The following is a 3,257-nucleotide window of genomic DNA, read 5'->3' as shown; positions in this document are numbered from 1 at the left end:
ACCAAGCCCTCCGCCAAACCTACCACCAAGCCCACCCAGACCACCAAGCCCTCCACCGCGCCCACTCCCACCCCCGAGAGCAAGCCCCAGACCGACGTGGTGGCCTCCGTGTGGAATGACATCTCCAAGCTGGACCTGCCCAGCCTGATGGAGCTGGACGATTCCACCATGTCCTCCCTGTACGGCATCAGCGCCTCCGACCTGGTGAGCTACAAGTGCTACATGCCCATGATGGCGGTCCACGCCACCGAGTTCTTTGTGGCTGAGGTGAAGGACGGCAAGATGGACACCGTGAAGGCCGGCATCGCCAAGCGGCAGTCCGATCTGCAGGCCCAGTGGTCCCAGTACCTGCCTGAGCAGCTGGAGCTGGTGGAGAACTACAAGCTGGTGACCAGCGGCAACTACGTGCTCTTCGCCATCAGCGACCACGCCGATGAGGCGGTTTCTATCTTTAACACCTATACAAAGTAAGGATTTGCGGGTATAATATGCCTGCTGCGCAAGTGCCCGGCAGCACCTCCTGCCGGGCACTTTTTCGGACGTATACGAAAGAGAGGGTGAGACGTTGGTCTTCTCCAGCCTGTATTTTCTGTTTCTCTATCTCCCCATTGTATTATTTCTATATTATATTACACCTCTGAAATGGCGGAATCTGCTTTTACTGATCGCCAACCTGGTGTTTTATGCCTGGGGAGAGCCGGTCTATATCCTGATCATGTTCGTCTCCATCGCCATCGACTACACCCACGGCATGCTTGTGGAACGGAACAAGCAGAGAGGAAATGACCGGGGCGCCAAGATGGCGGTGGCCTCGTCGGTGATCTTCAACCTGGCCCTGCTGTTCTTCTTCAAATACTGGGACTTTATCGCCGGGTCCCTGGAGGCCATCGGCCTCACCTTCATGCCCAAGCTGGGGCTGAGCCTGCCCATCGGCATCTCCTTCTACACCTTCCAGACCATGAGCTACACCATCGACGTCTACCGGGGAGACGCCAAGGTTCAGAAGAACATCATCAACTTCGGCACCTTTGTCACCCTGTTCCCCCAGCTCATTGCCGGCCCCATCATCAAGTACAAGGACCTGGGGGACCAGATCGACTACCGGAAGCACTCCCCCGAAATGTTCGCCTCCGGCGTGCAGGTCTTTGTGGTGGGCCTGGCCAAGAAGGTGCTGCTGGCCAACAACCTGGGCATGCTGTGGGACGTGTACAAGGCTCTGCCCACCGACCAGCTTACCGTGGCGGGGGCCTGGCTGGGGGTAGTGGCCTTCTCCCTCCAGCTGTACTTTGACTTCTCCGGCTACTCCGATATGGCCGTGGGCCTGGGCCGGATGCTGGGATTTGAGTTCATGCGCAACTTCAACTACCCCTATATCTCCAAGTCCATCACTGAGTTCTGGCGGCGGTGGCACATCTCCCTGGGCACCTGGTTCCGGGAGTACCTGTATATCCCCCTGGGGGGCAACCGGGTGTCGAAACCCCGGCTGTTCTTCAACCTGCTCATCGTGTGGGCCGCCACCGGCATCTGGCATGGAGCCAGCTGGAACTTCCTGTTCTGGGGCCTGTATTTTGCCGCCCTGCTGATTCTGGAAAAAGCCTTCCTGGGCAAGGTGCTCCAGAAGCTGCCCGCCGCCGTGTGCCACATCTACACCCTGTTTTTGGTGCTGGTGAGCTGGGCCATCTTCGCCGTGGAAGACTTCAGTCATCTGGGTCCCTACCTGAAGGCCATGTTCGGCATGGCGGGAGGCGGGCTGACCAACGATAACGTGGGGTATTATTTCTCCTCCTATCTCCCCATGCTCATCATTGCTGCGGTGGCCTCCACCCCGCTGGCGGTGAAGGTGTGGAACAAGCTGCCGAAAAAGGCCGCTGAGATCGTGCTGCCGGTACTGCTGCTGGCGGGGCTGCTCTTTTCCACCGCCTACCTGGTGGACGCCACCTATAATCCCTTCCTCTATTTCCGCTTCTGATCGGAGGTACTGACATGTCGAAAAAATACTGTATTTTTATTACTGCCCTGTTCTGCGCCTTCATCGGCGTGTTCCTGGTGGCCAACGCCGTCTCCCCCGACCGGACCTTTTCCGAGATGGAGAACCGCAATCTGGAACAGCTGCCCACTCCCTCGGTAAAGACCCTCCTCAGCGGCCAGTTCATGAAGGACTTTGAGACCTACACCACCGATCAGTTTGTGGCCCGGGACAGCTGGATCGGCCTGAAATCCGCCACCGAGCGGGTGCTGGGCAAGCAGGAAAACAACAGTGTCTACTTCTGCGACAAGGACACCCTGATCACCCGCTTCGACCAGCCCGACAGCCAGAAGGTGACGGACAATTTAACCTATGTGAATAATTTTGTGGAAAATGTGGATATCCCGGTGACCTTCTCCCTGATCCCCACCCAGGCCTGCATCTGGGCCGACCGGCTGCCGGCGGGTGCTCCCAACGCCAGCCAGACCGACATCCTGGCCCAGGCCCAGGCCGCTGTGCCCGGGGCCGCCTGGGCCGATCTGTACACCACACTGTGGGAGCACAGGGATGAGGACATCTTCTACCGCACCGACCACCACTGGACCAGCCTGGGGGCCTACTACGGCTACGTAGGCCTGGCTCAGGCCCTGGGCTATGAGCCGGTGAGCCTGGACAGCTACACTGAGACCATTCGCTCCACCGAGTTTTACGGCACTGTGTTCTCCTCCTCCGGCGTGCGCTGGGTAAAGCCGGATACCATCTCCACCTACGTGCCTGACACCGGCATTTCCGTGGTGAGCCACACCTACGACAGCAAGGGCAACCCGGTGGAGGAACCCCGTGCCCTGTATGACACCTCCTTCCTCAGCGTGAAGGACAAGTACTCCATGTTCCTGGGGGGCAACCAGTCCCTGGGCGTGGTCACCACTCCCAATACCGACAAACCCAAGCTGCTCATCATCCGGGATTCCTACACCGATTCTCTGGTGCCCTTCCTCACCCCCCATTTTTCCGAGATCCACCTGATCGATCTGCGCTACTACAAGCTGTCCATCCAGGACTACATTGAGCAGAACGGCATCGACCAGGCTCTGGTGCTCTACAGCGTACCCAACTTCGTCACCGACTCCAATCTGTTGTGGATCGACCGCTGAGACAAAACAAGTGAACTGCCCCAGATTGTGCGGACAGTACAAAAAAGAGCCCTGGTAGGAAATATGAAGTTTTAGGAGGAGAGGCGTCGCGCAAGCGGCGCCTCTCCAGTTTTCAACTGGATGCGCTCATGGTTGTA

3 protein-coding genes are annotated in these 3,257 nt (G+C 58.3%); all 3 read left to right on the top strand.

The features are described 5' to 3' along the window. Positions 1 to 471 (top strand): DUF4358 domain-containing protein (locus E0E41_RS18310; protein ID WP_130871322.1); only part of this gene is annotated, 471 nt, incomplete at its 5' end. Positions 472 to 565: 94 nt separating this feature from the next. Continuing rightward, positions 566 to 1,969 carry an MBOAT family O-acyltransferase gene (locus E0E41_RS18305; RefSeq protein WP_130871321.1) on the top strand — a complete coding sequence of 468 codons (1,404 nt, stop codon included), beginning with the start codon at positions 566 to 568 and terminating at the stop codon, positions 1,967 to 1,969. 14 nt (positions 1,970 to 1,983) lie between these two features. Then, positions 1,984 to 3,120, top strand: a complete 1,137-nt coding sequence (locus tag E0E41_RS18300) for a DHHW family protein (protein WP_130871320.1) — start codon at positions 1,984 to 1,986, stop codon at positions 3,118 to 3,120. Positions 3,121 to 3,257 lie beyond the last annotated feature (137 nt).

Origin of the sequence: Intestinimonas massiliensis (ex Afouda et al. 2020), from assembly GCF_900626285.1 — a bacterium.
Lineage (GTDB): Bacteria > Bacillota > Clostridia > Oscillospirales > Oscillospiraceae > Flavonifractor > Flavonifractor massiliensis_A.
This window is presented reverse-complemented; position numbering and strand designations above follow the sequence as displayed.

Bases quoted from the DNA above. Each gene is read 5' to 3' on its own strand.
- E0E41_RS18300 (WP_130871320.1), top strand. From the start codon at position 1,984: ATGTCGAAAAAATACTGTATTTTTATTACTGCCCTGTTCTGCGCCTTC.